This window comes from Tsukamurella paurometabola (genome assembly GCF_900631615.1).
In the GTDB taxonomy this organism is placed as follows: Bacteria; Actinomycetota; Actinomycetes; order Mycobacteriales; family Mycobacteriaceae; genus Tsukamurella; species Tsukamurella paurometabola_A.
In genome coordinates this window covers 4,247,347-4,266,226 of record NZ_LR131273.1, presented here as the reverse complement: position 1 = coordinate 4,266,226, position 18,880 = coordinate 4,247,347, and the positions used below count along the sequence as shown (strand labels likewise).

Genomic DNA, 18,880 nt, shown 5'->3' with positions numbered 1-18,880 from the left:
TATCCACCATGAGCGGACAGGGACCCACGACCTCATCGGCACTCTGGCACGGATTCGCGGACATGGGCGCCGTACAGCGCGACGGTGCCTTCGTCTTCGCGCGCGGTGACGGCGCGTACGTCTTCGACACCGAGGGCAACCGCTATCTCGACGCGACCGCGGGCCTGTGGTTCGCCAACGTCGGCCACGGCCGGGCCGAGGTCGCCGACGCGGTCCGCGACCAGCTGCTCAAGGTCGCGCACGTGACCGGTTTCGGTGACGCCGCGACCGATACGACGGTGGCCCTCGCCGAGCGGCTGCAGGGCATCGCCCCGGTGCCGGACAGCAAGGTCTTCTTCACCTCCGGCGGTTCGGACTCCGTGGACTCGGCGATCAAGCTGGCCCGTCGCTACTGGCAGGAGAAAGGGCGGCCGGAGAAGAAGCTCATCGTCGGCCGCTCGAACGCCTACCACGGCATGCATGTCGGCGGCACGAGCCTGGGCGGCATCCCGGTCAACGCCGAGGGCTACGGCGGCGTGCTGTTCGACGACACCGCGACGGTCGCGTGGGACGACGCCAAGGAACTGCTCGGCCTCATCGAGCGGGTCGGCGCCGAAGCCATCGCGGCCTTCGTCGCCGAGCCCGTGATCGGTGCCGGCGGCCTGCTGCCCCCGCCGGAGGGGTACCTGCGCGAGGTCCGCGACATCTGCCGCGAGCACGACGTGTTGTTCATCGCCGACGAGGTGATCACCGGCTTCGGACGCATCGGCGGCGCCTGGTTCGCATCGAGCCGGTTCGACCTCCAGCCCGACCTGATGACCACCGCGAAGGGACTCACCAGCGGCTACGTCCCCATGGGCGCACTGTTCGTGGCGCCGCACGTCGCCGAGCCGTTCTTCGCGGGCGGCGTGTGGTGGCGGCACGGCTACACCTACGGCGGGCACGCGGCGGCTGCCGCCGCATCGATGGCGGTGCTCGACATCATGGAACGGGAGAACCTCGTCGCCGAGGCGCTGCGCATCCAGGACTCGCTGCTCCGCGAGCTGGCGCCGCTCGCGGACCACCCGAAGGTCAAGGACGTGCGCGGCGGCGTGGGCGCGGTCGCGGGTGTGCAACTGCACGAGGCCGCGGAGGCCATGGCGATGGTGAAGAAGCTGCGCGCGCAGGGCGTGTCCGGTCGTGCGGCGGGCCTCGGCACGCTGCAGTACTCGCCGGCGCTGATCACCACGGACGAGCAGGTGGCGGAGATCGCGGCGGCGACCCGGCGCGCGCTCGACGCCTGACCGGAGCGACGCCGCGGTCGGCGGGTAGGCCCGGGTAAGGGCGGTTGCAAGGGGTTGCACTGCGTTTGTGGCCGATTCAAACCCGGGGCGAATGTGGTCCGTGCCACACTTTCGGACGTGAACGAAGAGGATACGGCGGCGGTATACCAGCGCGCCTACGACAGCAAGGAATTCCACGAACTCCGCCGCAGGCTGGCGTCGTTCGTGATCCCGATCTCCGTGGCCTTCCTGCTCTGGTACGTCCTGTACGTGCTGCTGGCCACCTACGCGCACGACTTCATGAGCCAGAAGCTGTTCGGCAACATCAACGTCGCGCTCGTCATGGGTCTCGGTCAGTTCGTGACCACGTTCGTCATCACCTGGGCCTACGTCCGGTTCGCCAACAACACGATCGACCCGATGGCCACCGAACTGCGTGAGCACATCGAGGGCGAGCTCAAGGCGGGGGAGGCGGGCAAGTGACCGATCTCCTCGCCTGGGAGCCGCGCACGATCGACGTCGGTCAGCAGGTCGGCTCCACGACGCTCAACATCGTGATCTTCCTGCTGTTCATCGGCGTCACGATGGGCCTGGTCATCAAGGCCAGCCGAACCACCAAGAAGGCCACCGACTTCTACACCGGCGGCGCCACGTTCACCGGGCCGCAGAACGGCTTCGCGATCGCCGGCGACTACCTCTCCGCCGCGAGCTTCCTCGGCATCTGCGGCGCGATCGCGGTCCAGGGCTACGACGGCTTCCTCTACTCGATCGGCTTCCTCGTCGCCTGGTTGGTCGCGCTCCTCCTCGTCGCCGAGCGGCTGCGCAACGTCGGCAAGTTCACCATGGCCGACGTGCTGAGCTTCCGGCTCAAGCAGCGCCCCGTGCGCATGGCGGCCGCCCTCGCCACGCTGACCGTCTCGCTCTTCTACCTGATCGCGCAGATGGCCGGTGCGGGCGGCCTCGTCTCGCTGCTGCTCAACATCAAGGGCACCACAGGTCAGGCCGTCGTGGTCGCGGTGGTCGGCGTCCTGATGATCCTGTACGTGCTCGTCGGCGGCATGAAGGGCACCACCTACGTGCAGATGGTCAAGGCCGTCCTGCTCGTCGGCGGGGCGCTCCTCATGACCCTCATGGTGCTCGCCGCGGTCAAGGGCAACTTCTCCGATCTGCTGCAGAAGGCCATCGACGGCAGCAAGTCGGGGGAGAAGATCATCGAACCCGGCCTCAAGTACGGCAAGACCGAGACCACGAAGCTCGACTTCATCTCGCTCGCGCTCGCGCTGGTCCTCGGCACCGCGGGCCTGCCGCACGTGCTCATGCGCTTCTACACCGTCCCGACCGCGAAGGAGGCGCGTCGCTCCGTCACCTGGGCGATCGGCCTGATCGGTGCCTTCTACATCTTCACCCTCGTCCTGGGATTCGGCGCGGCCGCCTACGTCGGGGCCGACGTCATCTCGAAGGCCCCCGGCGGGGTGAACTCCGCGGCGCCGCTCCTGGCGTTCTCGCTCGGTGGCACGATCCTCATGGCCGTCATCTCGGCCGTCGCCTTCGCCACCATCCTCGCCGTCGTCGCCGGCCTCGCGATCACCGCGTCGGCGAGCCTCGCGCACGACATCTACAACGGTGTCATCAAGCACGGGAAGGCGTCCGAGGAATCACAGGTGCGCGTCTCGCGGATCACCGTGGTCGTCATCGGTATCGCGTCGATCATCCTCGGCATCGGCGCGATGGGCCAGAACATCGCCTTCCTCGTCGCGCTGGCCTTCGCCGTCGCGGCGTCGGCGAACCTCCCGACGATCCTGTTCTCGCTCTTCTGGCGGAGGTTCAACACCACCGGTGCGGTGCTGTCGATGTACGGCGGCCTGATCTCGGCGATCGTGTTGATCGTCTTCTCCCCGGCGGTCTCCGGTAAGCCGACGTCGATGTTCAAGTCGCTCGACTTCAGCTGGTTCCCGCTGGAGAACCCCGGGCTCGTCTCCATCCCGATCGGCTTCGGTCTCGCGATCCTGGGCACGATCTTCGGCAAGCCCGATACGGAGCTCGCCGACCAGGCGGTCGAGATGGAGGTCCGCTCGCTCACCGGAGTCGGGGTCGAGAAGGCCATCGACCACTAGCGCCGGACGGACGACGGTGCCCGTCCCCGCCTCCGGGGGCGGGCACCGTCGTTCGAGGATCAGGGCGCGCCGTACGTGCGGGACCTCGCCGCCGGAGTGCGGTCAGGGGAGCACGGTGCCCGCGAGCCACCCGATCCCGGCGGCGGCGACCGCCGCGCCGAACCCGACGACGAGCGACAGCGCGCATCCCTCGCCGCCCGTTCGGCGGTCCTCCCGCGGACCCGTCCCGCGGGTGGTGTCCGGTGCGGGCTCGGGACGACGCAAGCCCGCGAGCTGGAAGCTGTGCCAGAGTGGGCGCGGCTCGAGCAGCAGGTACAGCGGTGCACCGACCTGCCCGATGGTGAACATCCAGAACCACGCCCATCGATTCCCCCAGCGCGGGCGGGAGGTGAGCATGGCGAGGAAGGTGAGCACCCACGCGATCGCCACCGCTGTGCCGAACCACGTGGGGATACGGAACGGCCAGTTGATCATCATGTCGTCGTACGTCTCGACCTGTACGCCGCGGTCGCGCATCAGCGTGCGGAACTCGGCGTAGGTGTTCGTGCCGGGGAGCGGTCCCGTGTACCAACGGAAAGGGCCCGTCGACCACTCCGCGGCGCCCACGGTGTCGTCGCTCGAGTGCTCCCACGGCACGACCCGGACCACCTCGCCGCGGTCGAGCGCACGGGTGAAGTCCTCGGAGCTCGCGACCTCCGGGTGCGCGGCGATCGCTCCTGCGACGGCGCCGACGAGGAGGACTCCGAGCAGGAACGCGCGGAGCACGGGCCGAACGTAGTTCACGATGCCTCCCTCTGGATTGCGATCAGTGATGCTATCGCGGGAGGTGGCTGGATGTGCGGACGACGGTGCCCGCCCCTCTGACGAGGGACGGGCACCGTCGAACGGGGTGGAGCGGTGAGGCTAGACCGAGGCGGTCGCGAGGGTCTCGGCGGCGAAGATCGCCTGCGCGACGCCCTGCACGGTGGCGGCGACCTTGACGGCCTCGAAGGCCTGCTCCTTGGTGAGGCCGGCCTTGCGGACCACGTCGTCGTGCGCGGCGACGCAGTGCTCACAGCCGTTGATGGCCGAGACGGCGAGGCTCCACAGCTCGAAGTCGGTCTTGTCGACGCCGGGGTTGCCGATGATGTTCATCCGCAGGCCCATGCGAACCTGGGCGTAATCGGCGCCGAGGAAGCCCTTGGCGCGGTACGCGACGTTGTTCATGCCCATGATCGAGGCGGCACCGAGGGCGGCCTGGTAGGCCTCCGCCGACAGGGTGTCAGCAGCCTCTTCGGCGATCTCGCGCAGGACGGTCGCGTTCTTGGTGGCCGCGGCCGAGGCGAGGAAGGTGCCCCACAGCTGCTGCTCGGTGAGCTCGGTGGAGCGCGCGAGCGAGCTGAGGTTGAGCTTGAGGTCCTTGGCGTACTCGGGGACCGCGTTCTTCAGGTTGTCGATCGACATGGCTTAGACGCTCTCCTTCAGCAGCTCGCCGGCGTCGATGGTGGGGTCGCCCTTCTTCCAGTTGCAGGCGCACAGCTCGTCCGACTGCAGGGCGTCGAGCACGCGGAGCACCTCGTCGACGTTGCGGCCCACGGAACCGGCCGTCACGGAGACGAACTGGATCTCGTTGTTGGGGTCGACGATGAAGGTGGCGCGGTCCGCGACGCCGTCGGCGTTGAGCACACCGGTGGCCTCGGCCAGCTCGCGCTTGAGGTCCGAGAGCATGGGGAACGGGAGGGTCTTGAGATCCTCGTGCTGCGCGCGCCACTGGAAGTGCACGAACTCGTTGTCGACCGAGGCGCCGAGCACCTGGGCGTCACGATCGGCGAACTCCTCGTTGAGCTTCCCGAAGGCGGCGATCTCGGTGGGGCAGACGAAGGTGAAGTCCTTCGGCCAGAAGAAGACGATCTTCCACTTGCCCGCGTAGTCGTCGCTGGTGACGGTGGTGAAGTAGTCGTCGGGCTGCTGCGCGTCGACCTTCGACAGGTCGCCGCCGATGACGGCGGTGAGGTTGAACGCGGGGAACTGGTCGCCGATCGTCAAGAGGGGCACGGTAACTCCTTCATCACTGTTGCAAGCGCCCGGTGGGTGCGGGCTTCGTTTCGCTGACGATTCTTCCGTCCGAATCACAACGTTGTAAAGCAAAGGTGATGGATGGCACTAGACTGATAGGTATGTCCGATCAGCCTTATCAGCCGACCCTCGCGCAACTGCGCGCTTTCGTCGCAGTGGCACGCTCCCGTCACTTCGGTACCGCGGCGACGTCGCTCGGCGTGAGTCAGCCGTCGCTCTCGCAGGCGCTGGCCTCGCTCGAGGCGGGGCTCGGCGTCCAGCTGGTGGAGCGCAGCACCCGGAAGGTGCTCATCACCGAGGCGGGGATGGCGCTGCTCGAGCAGGCGTCGGTCATCGTCGCCTCGGCGGCGGAACTGGTCAGCTCCGCCGCCGGCCTCACCGGCGAGCTCCGGGGAACGCTCCGGCTGGGCATGATCCCGACGGTCGCACCGTACCGGCTGCCGCGCCTGCTGCCGCAGCTGCGTGCGGAGGTCGACGACCTGACGGTCACCGTCGTCGAGGACCAGACCGCCCGCCTGCTCGACGCGTTGCGCTCCGGTCGCATCGACGTGGCGATGCTCGCGCTTCCGGTGCACAGCTCGTCCGTTGCCGAAATCCCCCTCTATGACGAGGAATTCGTCCTGGTGCTACCGCCCGGGCATCCGCTCGCCGGGCGCGACGACCTCACCGCGGACGACCTCTCCGGCCTGCCTCTCCTCCTCCTCGACGAGGGGCACTGCCTGCGGGATCAGGCGCTCGACCTGTGCCGCCAGGCCGAGGCCGGTGTCGGCGTCATGGGCGATACCCGCGCCGCATCGCTCGCGACGATCGTGCAGTGCGTCTCCGGCGGGCTCGGCGTCACCCTGCTGCCCGAACCCGCGGTCGCCGTGGAGCTGCGCGGCACCGACCTCGCGACCGCGCGGTTCGCCGCGCCCGCGCCCGGCCGGCGCATCGGACTGGCCTACCGCGCCTCCAGCGCGAAGACCGAGGGCTTCACGCGCCTCGCCGAGATCGCCCGCGCCGCCGCGGGATCCACCGTGTGACCTGCCCGCACACCGCTCGCGGTGCGGGTGGATCTCACTGCCGTGCGGTGAGCGCTAGTGGCGCGGGTTTGAAGTTGTTGGACGGTTCGCCTTCTCGAGGATCTGCTCGGCGGTCTTGGTCCAGACGAACGGCTGTGCTCTCGGGTTCCAGCCGTCGATGAACGCCCGGATCTTGGCGTTGAGGTCCTGGACGGAGGTGAACACGCCGCGCCGGATGGCCTGTCGTTCGACGATCCCGAACCAGGCCTCGACGAGATTCATCCAGGAGGCGTGTGTCGGGGTGAAGTGCACGACGATCCGGGGATGCTTGGCGAGCCAGGCCTTGACGTTCGCATGCTTGTGAGCTGCGTAGTTGTCCATCACCAGGTGCAGCTCGACCGGGTTGCCGTCGGAGTCGAGCACGTCGCGGTAGGCCCGCTCGATCTGACGCAGGAACGCCAGGAACTCCTGGTGCCGGTGCTTGGGTTTGAGGGCGGCGGTGACCTTGCCGGTCGCGATGTCGAGGGCGGCGAACAAGGTGGTGGTGCCGTGCCGGTAGTAGTCATGGGAGCGGCGTTCGACCTTCCCGGGCTGGGTCGGCAGGATCGGCACCGTCCGATCCAGGGCTTGGATCTGCGACTTCTCATCCACGCACAGCACGATCGCGTTCTGAGGCGGGTTCAAGTACAGGCCGCAGATGTCGGTGACCTTGCCGACCAGCTCGGGGTCGGTGGAGAACCGGAACGATTCGGCCTTGAACGGTTTGATCCCGTACGCGCGCCACGCCCGCGCCACCGCGGCCGGCGACACCTTGATCCGGGCGGCGAGCAGCCTCGTCGACCAATGCGTCACCCCAAGGCTTTTCGGCGGCGGCGTGAGCGTTGCGACGATGATCGCATCCTGATCGAGCTCCCGCGGCCGGCCTGGCCGAACCCGATCGGACAGGCCCTCCAGGCCACGCTCGAGATACCGATCCCGCCACGCGATCACCGTCGTCCGGCTCGCATCGACCAACTCAGCGATCCGCTGATTCGACTCACCATCAGCGGCCAGCAACACGATCCGCGCCCGCTTGGCCGCGGACGCCCGCACCGAAGCGGACCGGGTCCACGACTCCAGCACCTCCCGATCACCATCGCGCAGCGTCAACGCCGGAGCAGGATGATTCGCCATGCCTCAATTCTCGCAGGCACCAAACTGTTCAATGATTAACGACACGCGCCACTAGCCTTGGCGCATGGCTCCCGAACGCTCTGTTCTGCTTCTGATGGACTACCAGCGCGGCATCGTCGACGGTGCGGAGCGGCCCGGCGCCGCGGCGCTCGCGTCCGCGGAGCGGGCGCTGTCGTCGGCGCGCGATCACGGCGTCCCCGTCGTGCACGTACGCGTCGCGTTCCGGCCGGACTACCCCGAGATCCCGCCGACGAACCGGGCTTTCGCGATGATCCGCGAGGGCGGTGACTCGATGACCGAGGTCTCGCCGCTGACGGCGATAGTGCCCGAGGTCGCGCCGCTGCCGGTGGAGCCCGTGGTGGTCAAACGCCGGTTCGGGGCCTTCAGCGGCAGCGATCTCGACGTGGTGCTGCGCGGCCTGCAGGCCGATCACCTGGTGCTCGCGGGTATCTCGACGAGCGGCGTCGTGCTGTCGACGGTCCGGTACGCGGGCGACCTCGACTACCGCCTCACGGTGCTGGCGGATGCCTGCGCCGATCACGACCCCGAGGTGCATCGCGTCCTCGTGCGCAAGGTCTTCCCGCGGCAGGCGCAGGTCCTCGCCGTCGACGAGTGGATCGAATCCCTGGAGTGAACGTCAGCGGCGGGACCGCTTGGGAGGTTTCCCCTTCGGTGATCCCGCCTTCTTCCCGGCGGCGGCGCGCGCGGCCTGTTTGGCGAGGGTCTTCTCGCGCGCGGTGCGCTTGGGTGCGGGCTCGGCGCGGCCGCGCGACGAACCTGCGCGGCGGCCGCGCACGACGCCGATGAAATCGGCGACCTCCTCGGACTGTTCGCCCTCGGGCGCGGCGAGCACCACGGGGGAGGGGGGAGCGTCGGTGATCGGGCGGTAGGTGAGGTCCTTGCGGTGATGCAGGCGCGCGAGTGATTGCGGCACGATGAGCGCGCCCAGCCCGGCGGCGACCAACTCGACCGCGTCGTCGGTGGTCTCCGGGCGATGCTCGACCCGCGTGCCCGGAGCGGCGGCCCAGTGCACGCAGTCATCGAGGGGGTGCAGCGTCGGCTCGCCGTCGAGGTCCGCGGCCGTCAGCTCGTCCGCGGCCGCCGCATGGTGGTCCTTCGGCACGACCACGACCACCTGCTCCTCGTAGAGCGCGATCATCGCGAGGCCGCTCGTGTCCGCCGGCAGGCGCAGGAGCGCCAGGTCGACGGTGCCGGCGCGGACCGCCCCGGCCGCGCCCGATGCGGCGACGGGCACGAGTTGGAGCGCGACGTCCGGATGTCGCTCGCCCCAGATGCGTGCCCACTTGGCGGGCGTGGCGCCGGGGACGTAGCCGAGCCGCAGGGTCGGCGGGAGCGAGGAGGTCACTCCTGGAGATTACCGATAGGCTGGCACCCATGAGCAGGCAGAACACCCAGTCCATGAAACCGGCCACCGCTGCGAAGAAGCTGGATGTCTACCTGCCCGCGACGCCGGCCGAGTTCCAGGAGTCGTCGATCACCCGCGACGGACTCGCAGCGTTGCAGGCGGATCCGCCGCAGTGGCTCAAGGACCTGCGGAAGAACGGGCCGCATCCGAAGAACCTCGTCGCCGCCAAGCTGGGCGTTTCCATCTCCGGCCTGGCGCGGGGCGGCGTCGAGGACGCGCTGACCACCGAGCAGATCGACGCGATCATCGCCGAGAACCCGGAGTGGCTGGTCGCGGAGCGCGCCCGCTACCAGGTGGTCCTCCGAGAGGAACGGCGCGTGAAGTCGCTGCACGCGGAGCGCGCCCGCCGCGACTGATCGCGCCCCGCCTGCCGCGGTGGACCTATCGGCGTGATCGGCTGCGGACCCCCACACCGCATGTGTACGCTGTGAACATAGCGTGTGCAGCAGCCGCACGCCGGCACTCCTCAGGGAAGCAGGTGGACCATGCCCGAACAGATGTCCAGCAGTAGAGTCATCGCCGAGAGCCCCGACCGGGTGTTCGCCGTACTCGCCGACCCCGCTCACCACCAGGACATCGAACCCACCGACTGGGTGCGCGATGCCGTGGACGCCGCACCGATCGACCATGTGGGGCAGATGTTCTCCGTGAACATGTACCTCGAGCAGGCGGGCGGCGACTACGTCATGGAGAACAAGGTCATGGCGTTCGAGCCCGGCCGGACGATCGGCTGGCTACCCGGAACCAGCCAGGAGGGCGAGTGGCAGGCCGGCGGATGGTGGTGGCGGTACGACCTCGCACCGTCGGACGAGGGCACCCGCGTGACGCTGACCTACGACTGGACGGACACGCCGCAGTCGTTCCGCGACTTCGTCGGTGCGATGCCGCCGTTCCCGCCGGAGTACCTCGACCGATCGCTCGCCGGCCTCGACGCCGTGGTCCGCGGCTGAATCAGCCGGACACGACCTCGACGTCCACGAGCACGACGTCGCCACGCTCGTCGGAGGCCGGCAGGTCGACGACGGCGGTGATCGCCCAGCCGTGGTCCCCGTCGGGGTCGGCGATGGTCTGCCGTACCCGCCACGCCCGCGGCATCGAGGTGTCGAGCGAGAACAGCTGCGGACCGCGGGCGTCCGCGTCCGTCTCGATGTCGTCGTACTCCTCGTAGTAGTCGTCGAACGCCGCGTACCAGTCGACCCCCGGATCCATCTCGTCGAGGAGGTCGTACTCCTCCTCGGCGACGAGTTGGACGCGGCGGAACATCGCGTTGCGCACCATGACGGCGAACGCCCGCTCATCGGAGGTCAGGGAGGTGGACCTGCCGATCTCCGGTGCGGTGGCGTGCGCCTTCACCGGGTCGGGTGAGGTCATCTCCTCCCACTCGTCGACGAGAGAACTGTCGACGTATCGCACGAGTGCGCCGAGCCAGGCGATGTAGTCGTCGAGTTCGGGTGTGCGGACGGCCTCGGGGACGGTGTGCCGCAACGTGCGGAAGGCGTCCGAGAGGTACCGCAGGACGGCGCCCTCCGAGCGACCCAGCTGGTACTTCGAGACCAGGTCGTTGAAGGTCATCGCGCGCTCGATCATCTCGCGCACCACGGACTTCGGTGAGAGCTCGAACTGCGTCACCCAGGCGTGGCCGGCGGCGTAGGTCGCGAAGGCGGGAACCAGGAGGTCCTCCAGCGGCTTGGGGTAGGTGACGTCCTCGAGCAGCGCCATCCGCTCGTCGTAGTCGATGCCGTCCGCCTTCATCTCGGCGACCGCGGCGCCGCGCGCCGCGTTCTGCTGGGCCCGCAGGACGGGCCGCGGATCGTCCAGGACGGACTCGATCACCGAGATCACGTCGAGCGCATAGTCGGGGGACTCGGCGTCGAGCAACTCGAGCGCCGCGAGTGCGAACGGCGCAAGGGGCTGATTCAGCGCGAAGTCGGGCTGCAGCTCGACGGTGAGCCGCACGTGCCGGCCGTCCGCGTCCGGCTCGGCGAGCCGTTCCACCACACCCCCCGACTCCAGACCCCGGAACAGGGTGATCGCCGTGCGGATGTGCCGCAACTGGTTCCGGCGCGACTCGTGATTGTCCTCGAGCAGGTGCCGCATCGAGTCGAAGCAGTTCTGCGGCCGGGCGATCACGTTGAGCAGCATCGAGTTGGTCACCGAGAAGCGTGAGGCCAGCGGCTCCGGATCGGCGGCGACCAGCTTCTCGAAGGTCGCCTTCCCCCAGGAGACGAAGCCCTCGGGCGGCTTCTTGCGCTGGACCCGCTTGAGTTTCGCCGGATCCCCGCCCGCCTTGGCCTCCCGCCGGGCGTTCTCGATCTCGTGCTCGGGCGCGGCCACGACGACGGTGCCCATCGTGTCGAAGCCCGCCCGTCCCGCGCGCCCGGCGATCTGGTGGAACTCCCGCGCGCGCAGGTGGCGCGTCCGGTTCCCGTCGAACTTCGTCAAGCCCGTCAGGTAGACGGTGCGGATCGGCACGTTGATGCCGACGCCGAGGGTGTCGGTGCCGCAGATGACCTTGAGCAGCCCGTCCTGGGCGAGCCTCTCCACGAGCCGGCGGTACCGGGGGAGCATGCCGGCGTGGTGCACGCCGATGCCGGATCGGATCAGCCGCGAGAGGGTCTTGCCGAAGCCCGTGGTGAACTGGAAATCACCGAGCGCCTCCGCGATCGCGGCCTTCTCCTCCTTGCTCGCGAGCGGCAGCGACATCAGGGCCTGCGCGCGTTCGGCGGCGGCCTGCTGGGTGAAATGGACGACGTAGACGGGTGCTTGGTGCGTGGTCACCAGTTCCACGATCTGGTCCTGGATCGCCATCGTCGAGTACACGAAGTGCAGGGGCACGGGCCGCTCGGCCCCGGCGACGAGGACGGTCTCGCGGCCGGTCCGCCGGGTCAGGTCCTCCTCGAAGAAGGACGTGTCGCCGAGGGTCGCGGACATGAGGACGAATTGCGCACGCGGCAGTTCGATGAGCGGTACCTGCCACGCCCAGCCGCGGTCCGGCTCCGAGTAGTAGTGGAACTCGTCCATCACCACCTGATCGATGGAGGACGTGGCACCCGCCGCGGGGTGGCCCTGCGCGGCCCCGCCGGCGTCGTGGTCCGCCGGAGGCCCCGCGCCCTCGCGCAGCGCGAGGTTGGCGACGATCTCGGCGGTCGCGCACACGATCGGTGCGCCGGCGTTCACCGCGGCGTCACCGGTGACCATGCCGACGTTCTCGGTGCCGAAGACCTCGCAGAGCGCGAAGAACTTCTCGCTGACCAGAGCCTTGATCGGGGCGGTGTAGTACGTGCGGCGGCCCTGGGCGAGGGCGGCGAACTGGGCGCCCATCGCGACCAGGGACTTGCCGGAGCCGGTGGGCGTCGCCACGATCACGTTCGCTCCGGAGCACGCCGCGATCAGCGCCTCCTCCTGGGCGGGGTACAGCGTGATGCCGCGGTCGTCGGTCCACTCCAGGAAGGCCTCGAAGACCGCGTCGGCCGTCGGATCGGCCGGGAGCAGGTCGGTGAGGTTCACTCATCTCACTCTACGGGCCGCGATCGTGGCCGTTCAGCCCAGCTCCTGGGCGGGCGCGGCCACGGTGACGCCGGCGGCCGAGCGCAGGCCGTCGCGCAGGTGCGTCCGGGCCAGCCGTGCGGGCGTCGTCGTGGTGAGGAAGTCCGTCAGCAGTGTGAGGAACCGGTCGGGGGCCTCGGTCATGGGGAAGTGGCCGACCCCGTCGAAGACCTCGACCCGCGCCGCGGGCAGCGCCTCGCGGAGCACCTCGGCGTGCGAGGCGGGGATGATCGAGTCGTCGGCGCCCCAGGCGACGAGCGTGGGGACCTCGGCGGTGAGGTAGCAGCGGTCCCGCATCGTCACGACCTGCCCGCGCAGGTCCACCACCGACCGCAGCGTCCGCGCGAAGGCGTGCGGCGACGCCGTGTTCGGCATCCGGTCGAGCGCGCGGCGCAACTGCACCGCGTCGGGTCGCACGGGGCTCGGGACGGCCGCCGCGGCGAGGAGCGCCGTCGCCAGCACCTGCTTCGCGCCGGGGAGCGCCGTCAGCGCGACCAGTTGCTCGGCGAAGGGCAGGGAGAGGAGCCGCAGGATCGGCGACACGTCGTGGTCCACGCCGCCCGGCGCCACGAACGCGATCCGTTCCACCATCTCGGGGAACTGGTAGGCGAATTGTCCGGCGACGCCACCGCCGAGCGAGTGGCCGACGATCGAGACCCGCTCGATGCCGAGGTAACACAGCAGGTCGCGCATCCCGTTCGCGAACGCCGCCACCGAGTAGTCGGCACGCGGGCGGTCGGAGAGACCGTGGCCGAGCAGGTCCGGTGCGATCACGGTGAACCGGTCGGTGAGCGGTGCGAGGACCGAGTCCCAGACCAGCGAGTTGTCGCCGATCCCGTGCACCAGGAGAACGGCGGGGCCGGTGCCGCCGATCCGGTAGGCGCGGCGGTGGCCGTGGATCGTCGCGAAACACAGGTCGGGCACGTACGGGCGCGCCCGGAAGGGCAGGACGTCGGGACTCATCGCGGGCCTCCTCACGACTGACTGCACGTCAGTGTGGGCGGCCGGGATTACGGGCACGGCCCGCGCCGGTTACGCCGGCGTTTCGGCCTCGGCGTCGAGATCCGCGTCGCGGCGCAGCGCGGTCTGCAGGTCGGCGACCGTCAGCCGGGCGGGCTCGGTGCCGTCGACGAAGTCGCTCAGGACCGTGAGGAACCGGTCCGGGTCACTCCGGAACGGGAAGTGGCCGGCACCGTCGAACACCTCGAGGCGCGACGCCGGTAGCGAGGCGTGCAGCAGGTGGGCGTGCTCGACGGGGATGATCGGGTCGTCCGAGCCCCACACCACGAGGACCGGCACCGTGTCGGCGACGTACGTGCGGTCGAGCATCGTGACCACCTGGCCGAGCGGATCGACGACCGCGCGCAGGGTCCGGGCGAAGGCCCGCGGCGTCCCCGCGTGCGGCAGGCCCGCGAGGACGCGTGCGCACTCCGCATTGTCGACGAACAGCTTGTGCGGCACCCGGCCGAGGAGCTCCAGCGCGGCACTCGCCACCGGCAGTACACCGGGGAGGGCGAGTGACCGGATCGCGACCTCCGACAGGGGGAGGGAGACCGCGCGGAGCACGGGGGAGACCGACCGTGTGACGCCGCCGGTGTTGACGAAGACGAGCCGTTCGACCATCTCCGGGTACTGATAGGTGAACTGACCCGCGATACCGCCGCCGAGCGAGTGCCCGACCAGGGTGGCGCGCTCGATGCCGAGATAGAGGAGCAGGTCGCGCATGGCGTTGGTGAACGCCGGCAGCGAGTAGTCCGCGCGCGGCCGACCGGACAGCCCGTGTCCGAGCAGGTCGGGCACGATCACGGTGTACCGCTCGGCGAGGCGCTCGAGGATCGGCTCGAACGTCGACGAGTTGTCGGCCATGCCGTGGATCAGCAGGAGGGCCGGCCCGCTGCCGCCGATCCGGTAGGCCCGGCGATGTCCGTGGATCAGCGCGACGCGCTGACGGACCTGCGTCACGGCGCGGTGCCGTTCTCGCCTTCGTCGCCGGCCTGCTCCGCGAGGAAGGCCTCGAACTCGCTCGCCAGGTCGTCACCGGTGGGGATGGCCTCGCCGTCGGCGATGAGCAGCTCGCGCGGCTGGGCGGCGGCCTCGTCGTACTGCTGCTCCAGTGCCTCGACCACGGACGAGATCTCCGCGCTGGACGACACCTGGGCATCGATCTGCTCACGCAGCTCCGCGGCCTCCACGGAGAGGTCGCCGTCGGGCAGCTGCAGGCCGACGGAGCTGCGCAGCGCGCCGAGCATGCCGAGCACGGCCTCGGGGTAGTCGTTCTGCGCGAGGTAGTGCGGCACGTGCACGGACAGGCCGAGCGTGTCGTAGCCCTTGTCGGCCATGCGCAGCTCCAGCAGGCCGGCGGCGCTGCCGGGCAGGCGCATGGTGCCGCCGTCCCAGGACCGCAGCTCGGTGCGCAGTTCGGGGTTGTTGCCGTGCGCGGTGACCGGTACGGGGCGGGTGTGCGGGACCGCCATCGGGATGGCGTGCAGCCCCACGACCGTGCGCACGCCGAAGCGCTCGGCGAGGCCGGCGACGGCACTGACGAAGCCGTTCCACCGCAGGTCGGGCTCGGCGCCCGCGAGGAGGAGGAACGGTCGTCCCGCCGAATCGCGGATCGCGTACAGGTTGAGTTCGGGCTCGTCCACGCCGGTGAAGCCGTCCTCGAAGGTCATCGCGGGCCGGCGGGAGCGGTAGTCGATCAACTCGTCGACGTCGAAGGACGCCACGAGCTCCGTCGAGAGGTTGTCCTTGAGGTGCTGGCGCAGGAGCCGGAGCGCGTGACCGGCGTCGGCGTAGCCGTCGAGCGCGTGCACCAGTACGGGGCCGTTGCCGTCGGTGTCCGAGACCGACGGGCCGGGGAATTCCAGCTCGTACATGTGGGACTGCTCGTCCATGCGCTACCTCCAACCGCTGTGCTCCCCGCGCGGGGGAACTACCAGTTTTCCACGTGGGACAACCTCGCGTGCACCGTGTCGATTCCCGCGCGTCGCGTGTTTCCGCTCACGGCGTAACGGCGGAGGAGAGGAAGCGGCCCACGACCTCGGCTTCCGCGGGGGCGAGCGCGGCCGCCGCCGCGCGGATCGGGCCGATGAGATCGGCGAAGAAGTCCTCGCCGAGGCGCCGCGCGTGCGCGGTCACGAGGAGCCGGACCCGGCGTCGGTCCTCGGGGTCGGCCGCGCGCTCCACCAGGCCCGCGGCGGTGAGGCGATCGACGAGGGCGGTGCACGCCGCCGAGCTCAGGTGCAGGTGCGCCGCCAGCGCGCCCGGCGTGGAGGGGGCGCCGGCGCGCTCGAGGTCGAGCAGCGCCACCAGCGCCCGCACGTCGGTGCCGCCGAGCCCGTGGCGGGCGCCGAAGGCGGCGATCTCGCGCTCCCAGCGCTGCGCCGCGGCGCGCAGCGCGTGGACGAGGTGCTCGTTGTCGCTCACGCGGCGACGGTATCAGGTAGCTTGAGCGTGAGATATCTCGATCATCGAGAGGATTGGCCGTGGGAACGGAGTTCGCAGACGCCTACGACGCCCTGGTCGCGCAGTGGGGACTCCCCGTCCGGCGCACCGTCGTCGACGGTCCGCTCGCCCGCACGCGGGTCCTCGTGGCGGGCGACGATGCCGCGCCACCCGTCCTGTGCCTGCCCGGCGCCCGGGACACCGCCGCCGCGTGGTTCGCCCAGGCGGCCACGCTCGCCCGCACCCACCGCGTGCTCGCGCCCGACCTCCCCGGCGACGCCGGTGGCAGCGACCGTCGTGCGCTGCGGTCCCGCGGCCACCTGCCCGGATGGGTCGACGAGGTACTCGACGGGCTCGGCGTGGCGACGACCGCCGTCCTCGGGTACTCGCTCGGGGCCCAGATCGCGGTGGCCCACGCTCTCGCGCGGCCGGACCGCGTGCGGGCGCTGACCGTGCTCGATCCCACCCGCGTCTTCGCCCCGATGCGAATGACCACGGCGCTGCGGGCGCTGCCCGTGATGGCGGCCCCGTCGAGCCGGCGGGCGCGGGCGTACGCGGAGTGGGAGACGTCCGGCCACTGGCCGCCGACCCCCGAGTCCGGCCGGCTGGCGAGTGCAGCGGCCGACGGGCCGCGACCGTGGTACGCGGTGCCGGCCCGGCCGCGCCCCGCGGACCTGGAGGCGCTCCGGGCGCTACCGGGAGGAGTCACCGTCGTCGTCGCGCTGCGCAGCCGGTACCACGACGGCGCGGCCCTGGCGCGCACCGTCGAACAGCGGTATCCGTGGATGCGGGTCGAGACGCTGCCCGTGTCGCACCACCAACTGCCGTTCGCCTACCGGCCGTGACGGTCGTCGATCAGGAGACGTGGACCGTGGGGCGGCGCTTGGCGTCGTGCTCGGCCTGGCGCAGCACCTCGTGGCACACCGCAGCGACCTCGCCCGAGCCCTCGACGAGATACTTGCCCATGTTCAGCACGGGGTTCATCTCCGACCACTGGAAGTAGACCTCGGGCACCACGCCGGTCTCATCGCGGATGTACAACAGCACCGCGGCGATCGTGTTCGCGATACTGCCCGAGCGCACCTTGAGCAGGCGGTACCCGAACTTCTCGATTCCACGGACCTCCAGGTCCTCCTCGAAGTCCGAGGAGTCGCGGGGCCACACCTCGAGCAGGATCACCCGCGAGCGGCCGGGGATGTGGCCGAACTTGCGCTCGGCGCGGACCTTGTCGCGGTACTCCTTCTTGGTGTCCACGTCGGGCTCGTGCGAGACGATCCGGATCGCGTGCTGGGCGGCGGCGTCGTCGCGGATGAACTCGAGCGCCTTCTCGTCGAACGTGATCGACGATGCGCGCAACTCGAAGGATCGCCGCACGCGCGAGCCGATCGACACCACGGCGATGGCCAGGATGAACAGCGCGGCGATCCGGACACCGTCGGGACGCTCGATGATGTTGTCGATCGTGGTGTAGACGAAGACCGCCGAGATGAGGCCGAACCCCCAGGTGGCCGCGGTCTGCCGCTTGCGGCGCGCGGAGATGGTCACCGCGATCGCGGCGGAGGTCATGAGCACGAGGACGCCGGTGGCGTAGGCGCCGCCCTGCGCGTTCACATCCGCCTCGAAGATGAGCACGATCACGAGGGCGATCACCGTGAGCACCACGACCAGCGGCCGCACGGCCGACGCCCACCGCGGCGCCATGCCGTAGCGGGGCAGGTAGCGGGGCACCAGGTTCAGCATGCCGGCCATCGCGGACGCGCCGGCGAACCACAGGATCGCCACGGTCGACACGTCGTAGACGGTGCCGAAACCGTTCCCCAGGTACTCGTGCGCCAGCCAGGCCAGGGCGCGGCCGTTCGCGTCGCCGTTCGGTCCGAACTCCTCCGCCGGAATGAGCACCGTGGTCGCGAAGCTCGACGTGGCGAGGAGGACGCTCATGATCAGGGCGGCCGTCGTCAACATGCGCCCGGTGTCGCGAATGCGGGTGGCGGGGTATTCCGGCGGATCGTTCGGATCGCCCTTGATCTGCGGCATGACGGCGACACCGGTCTCGAACCCGGAGAGGCCCAGCGCCAGTTTCGGGAAGACGATCAGCGCGACGGCGATCACCATGAGCGGATTCGAGTGCTCCGTCCAGAGCAGATCCTGCCAGTCCAGCACCTTCTGCGGCCGTTCGGCGACGTGGAAGAGCGAGACGCCGATGACGACGACGTTGAGCGAGAGGTACACCGCGACGAGGAAGACGGCGGTGCCGATCGCCTCGCGGAAGCCCTTGAGGAAGATGACGCCCAGCGCGATCACGAGGACGAGGGTGATCGGGATGTTCGCGCCGTGGAAGAACGACGGGACCAGCGGGTTCTCGACGATGTGTTCCGCCGCGTCCGAGGACGACAGGGTGATCGTGATGATGAAGTCGGTGGCCGCGAATCCGAGGAGGACCAGGACGAAGAGCTTCCCTCCCCACCACGGCAGCAGCCGCTCGAACATCGCCAGCGAGCCGGACCCGTTGAAGCTCTCGCGCGAGACCCGCTTGTAGACCGGGAGCGCGCCGAACAGCGTCAGCGCGATGAGCACGAGCGTGGCGATGGGGGAGATGACGCCGGCCGCGATGAACGCGATGGCGGGCTGGTAGCCGAGGGTCGAGAAGTAGTCGACGCCGGTCAGGCACATGACCTTCCACCACGGCTGTGGGTGTTCCGCATCGGTCGCGTGCGGTCCGACGTGGGTGCCGGCCCGCTCAGACATGCCGCTGAGGAACCAGTCGCGCGTGCGGTCCGAGAACCGCGGTAAGCCGATCACGCGGTTCACAGTAGCGCTCACCGCCGCGGTGCGTCGGTCGCCCGTCCGCCGGTGTCCGGTTGCGACCGATCCTGTGCACAA

The 18,880-nt window shown here is 69.9% G+C and carries 19 protein-coding genes; 8 read left to right on the top strand and 11 right to left on the bottom strand.

The window, feature by feature from the left end; all coding sequences use genetic code 11:
• The first annotated feature begins 8 nt into the window (after positions 1-8).
• The 3 genes from ELY19_RS21245 to ELY19_RS21235 all read left to right on the top strand — a co-directional run bounded on the left by ELY19_RS21245 (position 9) and on the right by ELY19_RS21235 (position 3,355).
• Positions 9-1,262 (top strand): aminotransferase family protein, encoded by a 1,254-nt coding sequence (locus tag ELY19_RS21245; protein WP_126198255.1) that lies wholly within the window; start codon positions 9-11, stop codon positions 1,260-1,262.
• Positions 1,263-1,379: 117 nt separating this feature from the next.
• Complete coding sequence (locus ELY19_RS21240; RefSeq protein WP_126198254.1) at positions 1,380-1,724, top strand: DUF485 domain-containing protein; 345 nt, start codon at positions 1,380-1,382, stop codon at positions 1,722-1,724.
• On the top strand, positions 1,721-3,355 hold the full coding sequence (locus tag ELY19_RS21235; protein WP_197715946.1) for a monocarboxylic acid transporter: 1,635 nt from the start codon (positions 1,721-1,723) through the stop codon (positions 3,353-3,355). The genes ELY19_RS21240 and ELY19_RS21235 overlap by 4 nt, the downstream gene beginning before the upstream one ends.
• A gap of 102 nt (positions 3,356-3,457) precedes the next feature.
• Here the strand turns inward: ELY19_RS21235 and ELY19_RS21230 are convergent, their stop codons facing one another.
• From ELY19_RS21230 to ELY19_RS21220, 3 genes are all read right to left on the bottom strand, one after another.
• A complete protein-coding gene (locus ELY19_RS21230) occupies positions 3,458-4,138 on the bottom strand; it encodes a hypothetical protein (RefSeq protein WP_126198253.1) in 681 nt (226 codons plus the stop codon).
• Positions 4,139-4,258: 120 nt separating this feature from the next.
• Complete coding sequence (gene ahpD / locus ELY19_RS21225; RefSeq protein ID WP_126198252.1) at positions 4,259-4,798, bottom strand: alkylhydroperoxidase, AhpD family; 540 nt, start codon at positions 4,796-4,798, stop codon at positions 4,259-4,261.
• Between the two features lie 3 nt (positions 4,799-4,801).
• Complete coding sequence (locus ELY19_RS21220) at positions 4,802-5,389, bottom strand: peroxiredoxin (protein WP_126198251.1); 588 nt, start codon at positions 5,387-5,389, stop codon at positions 4,802-4,804.
• Positions 5,390-5,511: 122 nt separating this feature from the next.
• On the opposite strand from ELY19_RS21220, the gene ELY19_RS21215 reads away from it, so the two are divergent.
• Complete coding sequence (locus ELY19_RS21215) at positions 5,512-6,432, top strand: hydrogen peroxide-inducible genes activator (RefSeq protein WP_126198250.1); 921 nt, start codon at positions 5,512-5,514, stop codon at positions 6,430-6,432.
• A gap of 54 nt (positions 6,433-6,486) precedes the next feature.
• Here ELY19_RS21215 and ELY19_RS21210 read toward each other — a convergent pair whose 3' ends face one another.
• Entirely contained in the window at positions 6,487-7,584 is a 1,098-nt protein-coding gene (locus tag ELY19_RS21210) for an IS630 family transposase (protein WP_126194392.1), read from the bottom strand.
• Between the two features lie 64 nt (positions 7,585-7,648).
• On the opposite strand from ELY19_RS21210, the gene ELY19_RS21205 reads away from it, so the two are divergent.
• On the top strand, positions 7,649-8,218 hold the full coding sequence (locus tag ELY19_RS21205; RefSeq protein WP_126198249.1) for a cysteine hydrolase family protein: 570 nt from the start codon (positions 7,649-7,651) through the stop codon (positions 8,216-8,218).
• A gap of 3 nt (positions 8,219-8,221) precedes the next feature.
• Here ELY19_RS21205 and ELY19_RS21200 read toward each other — a convergent pair whose 3' ends face one another.
• The gene (locus tag ELY19_RS21200; RefSeq protein WP_126198248.1) at positions 8,222-8,950 is read right to left on the bottom strand and encodes a LysR family transcriptional regulator substrate-binding protein; all 729 of its coding nucleotides are present in this window, start codon (positions 8,948-8,950) and stop codon (positions 8,222-8,224) included.
• A gap of 29 nt (positions 8,951-8,979) precedes the next feature.
• Between ELY19_RS21200 and ELY19_RS21195 the strand changes: the two genes are divergently transcribed.
• Together ELY19_RS21195 and ELY19_RS21190 are read left to right on the top strand one after the other, a co-directional pair.
• Complete coding sequence (locus ELY19_RS21195; RefSeq protein ID WP_126198247.1) at positions 8,980-9,366, top strand: DUF5997 family protein; 387 nt, start codon at positions 8,980-8,982, stop codon at positions 9,364-9,366.
• A gap of 129 nt (positions 9,367-9,495) precedes the next feature.
• The gene (locus tag ELY19_RS21190; RefSeq protein ID WP_126198246.1) at positions 9,496-9,960 is read left to right on the top strand and encodes an SRPBCC family protein; all 465 of its coding nucleotides are present in this window, start codon (positions 9,496-9,498) and stop codon (positions 9,958-9,960) included.
• A 1-nt stretch (position 9,961) separates the two neighbouring features.
• Here the strand turns inward: ELY19_RS21190 and ELY19_RS21185 are convergent, their stop codons facing one another.
• The 5 genes from ELY19_RS21185 to ELY19_RS21165 form a co-directional block, all read right to left on the bottom strand.
• Positions 9,962-12,517 carry a DEAD/DEAH box helicase gene (locus tag ELY19_RS21185; RefSeq protein ID WP_126198245.1) on the bottom strand — a complete coding sequence of 852 codons (2,556 nt, stop codon included), beginning with the start codon at positions 12,515-12,517 and terminating at the stop codon, positions 9,962-9,964.
• A 33-nt stretch (positions 12,518-12,550) separates the two neighbouring features.
• The gene (locus tag ELY19_RS21180) at positions 12,551-13,519 is read right to left on the bottom strand and encodes an alpha/beta fold hydrolase (RefSeq protein WP_126198244.1); all 969 of its coding nucleotides are present in this window, start codon (positions 13,517-13,519) and stop codon (positions 12,551-12,553) included.
• A 69-nt stretch (positions 13,520-13,588) separates the two neighbouring features.
• Positions 13,589-14,518, bottom strand: a complete 930-nt coding sequence (locus ELY19_RS21175) for an alpha/beta fold hydrolase (protein WP_126198243.1) — start codon at positions 14,516-14,518, stop codon at positions 13,589-13,591.
• Positions 14,515-15,450 carry a proteasome assembly chaperone family protein gene (locus ELY19_RS21170; RefSeq protein WP_126198242.1) on the bottom strand — a complete coding sequence of 312 codons (936 nt, stop codon included), beginning with the start codon at positions 15,448-15,450 and terminating at the stop codon, positions 14,515-14,517. Before ELY19_RS21170 ends, ELY19_RS21175 begins: the two co-directional genes overlap by 4 nt.
• 106 nt (positions 15,451-15,556) lie before the next feature.
• Positions 15,557-15,982, bottom strand: a complete 426-nt coding sequence (locus ELY19_RS21165; protein ID WP_126198241.1) for a MarR family winged helix-turn-helix transcriptional regulator — start codon at positions 15,980-15,982, stop codon at positions 15,557-15,559.
• Between the two features lie 59 nt (positions 15,983-16,041).
• Between ELY19_RS21165 and ELY19_RS21160 the strand changes: the two genes are divergently transcribed.
• Positions 16,042-16,845: an alpha/beta fold hydrolase gene (locus ELY19_RS21160; RefSeq protein ID WP_164711675.1), complete on the top strand. Its 804-nt coding sequence runs from the start codon at positions 16,042-16,044 to the stop codon at positions 16,843-16,845.
• A 10-nt stretch (positions 16,846-16,855) separates the two neighbouring features.
• On the opposite strand, the gene ELY19_RS21155 is transcribed toward ELY19_RS21160, so the two are convergent.
• Positions 16,856-18,745, bottom strand: a complete 1,890-nt coding sequence (locus ELY19_RS21155) for an APC family permease (RefSeq protein ID WP_227967243.1) — start codon at positions 18,743-18,745, stop codon at positions 16,856-16,858.
• Positions 18,746-18,880: the final 135 nt, after the last annotated feature.